A 5,326-nucleotide genomic window follows, 5' to 3' on the forward strand; every position below is an offset into this window, starting at 1 on the left:
CCGCCGGCCACGGAAACGCGTACGTTCAGCCCCAGGTTGGCGACTTCAGCCAAGTCGGTGAAAGGGGTTTGACCAGCCGCTTGAGCGTCCAGACCGGTGTGAACACCCATGATTTGCGCGCCCAGTTTCGCGGATTCGCGAGCGCATTCGCCTTTGTTAGGCACGTTGATCAGGTCGACTTGAACTTCGGCGCTGTATTTTTTAGCCGCTTTAATCACGCCACCGATGGTAGCCAGACCGGAAACGCCCAGTACGGTGCAGATGTCAGCGCCGGCCGCATAGAATGCGCCCGCTTCGTACTCGCCAGCGTCCATGGTTTTCAGGTCGACCAGCAGCAATTGGTTGGGAAAACGTTGTCTCAGTTCCTTGACCAGATTGATACCGTTGTATTTGATGCAAGGGGTACCGATTTCGAAGATATCGACGTAAGGTGCGACTTTGTCGGCCAACGCAACGGTTTGGTCGAAATCCAGTGAGTCCAACGCCATTTGAATTAATGGTCTTGCCATACTTATGTGCTCCGATTGTTATAGTTACAGTTATTGTTTTTAAGGCCACCCTTACAACAAAGCTCCCATTTCCCAGCGAGATTCGAGAGCCTAGCAAGCCTTTGTTGACGGGCAAAATAATCGAGTGCGGCAACTCTAAATCAGAACCGGCACCCTGTCAATTCGCGACAGCCCAAATAAACGCAAAAATCCGGGTAATCGCTTGGATTTGATCGCGACTCAGCCTTCCAGACCGGTCCAGGGCTTATACAAACCGGCGGCATCGACGCCGAACATATCCAGGATACGACCGACCCCTTCGTCAACCATCGCCCGTAGCGAATCGGTTTTGTTGTAAAACGCCGGCATCGGCGGAAATATGATGCCGCCCATCTCGGTAACCGCCGCCATGTTGCGGATGTGCGCCAGATTTAACGGAGTTTCACGGGGGACCAACACCGTTTTACGTCGCTCCTTTAGTGCCACATCGGCTGCGCGTGAAATCAGATTGTCGCCAAAACCATGCGCCACCGCCGCCAAGGTTTTCATCGAACACGGCGCAATCACGACCCCCTCGGTCTTGAAGGAACCGCTGGCAATACTGGAGGCAATATCGTTGATGCCGTGCGTCACGTCGGCGAGCGCGTATAGCGCTGACCTATCCATGTCCAGCTCGTATTTCAGATTGACCAAGCCCGCCGAAGAAATCACCAGATGCGTTTCCCATTCCGGCCGCTCGCGGAGTATCTCCAGCATCCTGACGCCGTAAATAGCGCCGGTTGCGCCGGTCATGGCAATCACCAAGCGTTTTTTGGTCTCCGCCATGCCTCAGCCCAACTGCTCCGCCATCCGATCCGCCGCCGTCACCAACGCGTCGATCATTTCCTCGCCGCGAGCAACGTGTCCGGCGTTGGGTAGCACGATATATTCGGCGTGACGCAGCGCGCGATGCAAAGCCCAGCCCGCCTCCAACGGACACGTAAAATCGTGCAACCCATGGATGATCACACAGGGAATATCGCGCAAGACTTCGCAGTTCGACAGCAGTTGATTTTCAGAGAGAAAGTAGCGGTTTCGGGCGTAATGCAGTTCCATCCTCACTTGCAACACGTCGCGCTCGCCGACCGGCTCCTCGCTTGCGATGAATTCATTGCCCAAGGCCACCTGACCGCCCCAGGCTTGCCAGCCTTTCGCCGCGCGCCGGGCCAGACTCTCGTCGTCGCCGAATACTAAGCTCAACAAATTGGGCAGTACGTCCTGATTTTCCTTGGCGTCTACGCTATCCAGCAAATCTTGCCAAGCCTGAGGATAAATCCGATTGGCGCCGTTGCCGAGAAACCAATCCATATCGGCGGCCCGCGCCAGAAACACGCCGCGCAACACTATGCCCGATACCTTTTCCGGAAAACGCTGCGCATAGAGCAATGCCAAAGTCGCCCCCCAGGAACCGCCAAACAGCAGCCATTGCTCAACCCGTAAGCGAATCCGGATGCGCTCGATGTCGTCAACCAAATCCAGCGCGGTATTCGCTTCCAACTCGCCAAACGGCAGGGACTGACCGCAACCGCGCTGATCCAGCAAGACGATATGGTAGCGCTCCGGATCGAAGTAGCGCCGATGCTCCGGCCTGGTACCGGAACACGGCCCGCCATGCAGAAAGATCACCGGGATACCGGCGGGATTGCCGGATTGCTCGACATACACCCGGTGCGGAGAATCGGTATCCAGCAGGAAAGAGTGGAACGGGGAAATTTCGGGATACAGAGTCTTCATGCTTAAACTCATAAAAAAAGGGAAGGCTTTGACACCTTCCCTTTTTGGGCAACGCTTGGTTTACAAATTAGAATTTGAAACCAACGTAGCCGCCAGCGTTGAAACCGTCGGTGGGTGTAGCATCCGTTTTGCTGGTGGAGTAGTGATAACGCACGTCAGTACCCAACACGATGCCTCTGAACAAGTCGTACTCAGCACCGGCGCCAAAGTTCATACCGGCGTTCAACACAGAAACCGCGTTGGAAGGAACGCCCAGGATATTGATATCCAAACCGACCGGGATGATCCATGGACGCAATTTGCTGTCGTGCATGAATTTAATTTTTGGCGAAGCATTGATTCTCAGACGAGCATCGGTTGATGTTTCTGTATTCGGCACACCAGCTACACCCCAAAGAGTGGCTGCTGAGTTTTTACCTGTGCCGTATTCGGCATATTCAACCCCAAGCTCGATTCCGAAAGAAGTGTCGTCCATCAGGCCGAACAAATCATTATTGACGTTAAAGTCGAAAGCACCACCAAAGTAGAAACCGTCACCGTTCGGATTGTTTGACAACAACGCACCGTTTTGGGTGGCGCCGCCTAAAGGTCCTAGTGAACTGCCTCTAGCATGATCCAAAGCCGACCAACCGCCACGAACCGCGACCAAGTTATCTTTGGAATGAGAAGCCTCAGGAGCGGCTTTAACCGATGCCATCCATTGATCCAACTCTTGGATTTTAGCGGTTTCGGTAGACGCTTTAGCGGAAGAAGCCGTTTTAACGCGATTCAACTCGGCTTGCATGGCTTGCATTTGTTCGGCCATTTGTTGCATTTGAGCTTCCAACGCTTCGGTTTTTCTAGCGGCGGCATCCGCTACCCGCTCCGCATTGGCGCCGGCTGCTTGGGCTTGCGCGCCAACCAGTGTCAAAGTCGCCGCGGCCATGCCTAGCGCTAATTTGGTTTTGGTAAAACTCATAGTCGTTCCCCCCAAGGGTTGTTATTGTTAAGACTGCATTGGCTGGAATGCAACACAGGATTTCTTCACGCGGGCAATAATAGCAGCAAAAAACCAGCCGTACAAGTTTTACGTCTTTTTTTTGCGAATTAAAATTTAATTAGAATTCATTGATTTACATCAAAATCATAATCTATATTCAATGTTTGTCTATTTTTCACAACAGCCGTTTGTTTTTTCACACTCGGCGAAAGCCCGCCAACCTATTCCGCGAAATGTCCGCTTCGTGATACCTTAAAAAAGAGTCGCCCTAGCCAATCTTCCGCACCCGCATGACGCAAAATCTGGACATTCTCATCATCGGCGGCGGCATCAGCGGCCTGCTAGCCGCCCGCGAACTCCGCCTGGCCGGACGCGATGTCGCCATCATCGATAAATCCCTAGCCGGACGTGAAGCCTCCTGGGCCGGCGGCGGCATTTTGTTGCCGATTTATCCTTGGCGGCAAGCCGACGCCATTTCCGAACTGGCGATAGCCAGCATCGAAACGTATCCACGGCTGTGCCGAGAATTGCACCACGCGACCGGCATCGATCCGGAATGGCGGGACTGCGGCATGTTGATCAGCCAAAACCCCGACCGCGAAGCCGCCGTGGCTTGGTGCGAGCGCTACGCCATTCGTCATCAGACGCCACCGCCGGACCTTGTCACCGGCCTGCAAGCCGACTGGCTGCAATCGCTGTGGCTACCCGACATTGCCCAAGCCCGCAACCCGCGACTTCTGAAGTCGTTGCAAGCGTGGTTGCGCCAGCAAGGCGTCGAGTTTATCGAGAATGCCGACATTAGGTCGCTGACGGTACGTGGCCGCCGAGCCGTGCATTTGCAAACAGCCGACGATTCTCTGTCGATGCGGGAACTGGTGATCAGCGCCGGCGCCTGGACCGCCCACCTGTTGAACGCATTGCTGCCCGAGCAAATGCTGGATTTGCGCATTCAACCGGTGCGCGGACAAATGTTGCTGTTCGAGGCCGAATCCGAGACCCTACCCTGCATGGTGCTCGACGGCGATCATTATCTGATTCCACGCCGTGACGGCCGCATCCTGGCCGGTAGCACCGTGGAACAGGCCGGCTTCGAAAAAGCCACGACCGAGTCAGCCCGCCAGGCGCTTTTCGAGTTCGCGACCCGGTTATTGCCAGCACTGAAAAACTTCCCGGCCTCTCATCATTGGGCCGGGCTGCGCCCCGGCAGCCCCAACGGCGTGCCGTATATCGGCCCGCATCCGGACATTGACAATCTGCACATCAATGCCGGGCATTTTCGAAACGGCTTGGTGATGGGCCCGGCCGCCGCTCGCTTGCTGAGCGATCTGTTGCTGAAACGCCCCGCCTCGCTGGATCCCAGCCCCTACTTACCCAATCGCCTGCCGCTACCATGAACCTGTACCCCCTGTTGCGCCCCTTGCTGTTTTCGCTGCCGCCGGAAACCGCCCACCACGCCACCCTGCGATTGTTGCAAATTGCCCATGCCAGCGGCGTCAGCGCGCTGACCCGGCCGGCAGCGCCGGACAAACCGGTCGATGTGATGGGCTTGCACTTCAAAAACCCGTTGGGCTTGGCCGCCGGCCTGGATAAAAACGGCGATTACATTGATGCCTTGGCCGACCTGGGCTTCGGCTTCATCGAAATCGGCACCGTCACGCCGCGTCCGCAACCGGGCAACCCCAAACCGCGCCTGTTCCGCCTGCCGGAACATCAAGCCATCATCAATCGCATGGGCTTCAACAATCTGGGTGTAGACCATTTGCTGGAACAAGTCAGCAAATGCCGTTTTAAGGGAATTTTGGGAATCAATATCGGCAAAAACGCCGACACGCCGATTGAGAATGCCACCGACGATTACTTGATCGGGCTGCGTAAAAGCTATTTGCCGGCCAGCTATATCACGATCAATATTTCATCGCCGAACACCAAGAATCTCAGGCAACTTCAACAAGGTGACGAAATCCGCCACTTGCTGGAAACCTTGAAAAACGAACAGCTCGCGCTGCAAAGCCAACACGGCAAATACACGCCGCTGGCGGTCAAAATCGCGCCGGACCTGGATGCCGAGCAGACCGAGCATATCGCC

The 5,326-nt window shown here is 55.5% G+C and carries 6 protein-coding genes; 2 read left to right on the top strand and 4 right to left on the bottom strand.

Annotated elements, in window-relative coordinates:
* The 4 genes from hxlA to AC3B8H_RS18160 all read right to left on the bottom strand — a co-directional run.
* A partial coding sequence (gene hxlA, locus AC3B8H_RS18145; protein WP_488442949.1) for a 3-hexulose-6-phosphate synthase occupies positions 1-509 on the bottom strand: 509 nt, incomplete at its 3' end.
* Between the two features lie 219 nt (positions 510-728).
* Positions 729-1,313, bottom strand: coding sequence for a UbiX family flavin prenyltransferase (locus AC3B8H_RS18150; RefSeq protein WP_488442950.1), 585 nt, complete (start codon positions 1,311-1,313; stop codon positions 729-731).
* Positions 1,314-1,316: 3 nt separating this feature from the next.
* On the bottom strand, positions 1,317-2,261 hold the full coding sequence (pip, locus tag AC3B8H_RS18155) for a prolyl aminopeptidase (protein ID WP_488442951.1): 945 nt from the start codon (positions 2,259-2,261) through the stop codon (positions 1,317-1,319).
* A 67-nt stretch (positions 2,262-2,328) separates the two neighbouring features.
* Positions 2,329-3,219, bottom strand: a complete 891-nt coding sequence (locus AC3B8H_RS18160) for a hypothetical protein (RefSeq protein WP_488442952.1) — start codon at positions 3,217-3,219, stop codon at positions 2,329-2,331.
* A 311-nt stretch (positions 3,220-3,530) separates the two neighbouring features.
* On the opposite strand from AC3B8H_RS18160, the gene AC3B8H_RS18165 reads away from it, so the two are divergent.
* Together AC3B8H_RS18165 and pyrD are read left to right on the top strand one after the other, a co-directional pair.
* Positions 3,531-4,634, top strand: coding sequence for an NAD(P)/FAD-dependent oxidoreductase (locus tag AC3B8H_RS18165; protein WP_488442953.1), 1,104 nt, complete (start codon positions 3,531-3,533; stop codon positions 4,632-4,634).
* Positions 4,631-5,326 (top strand): dihydroorotate dehydrogenase (quinone) (gene pyrD / locus AC3B8H_RS18170; RefSeq protein WP_488442954.1); only part of this gene is annotated, 696 nt, incomplete at its 3' end. The genes AC3B8H_RS18165 and pyrD, both read left to right, overlap by 4 nt.

The organism is Methylomonas sp. BG-2 (assembly GCF_057766305.1).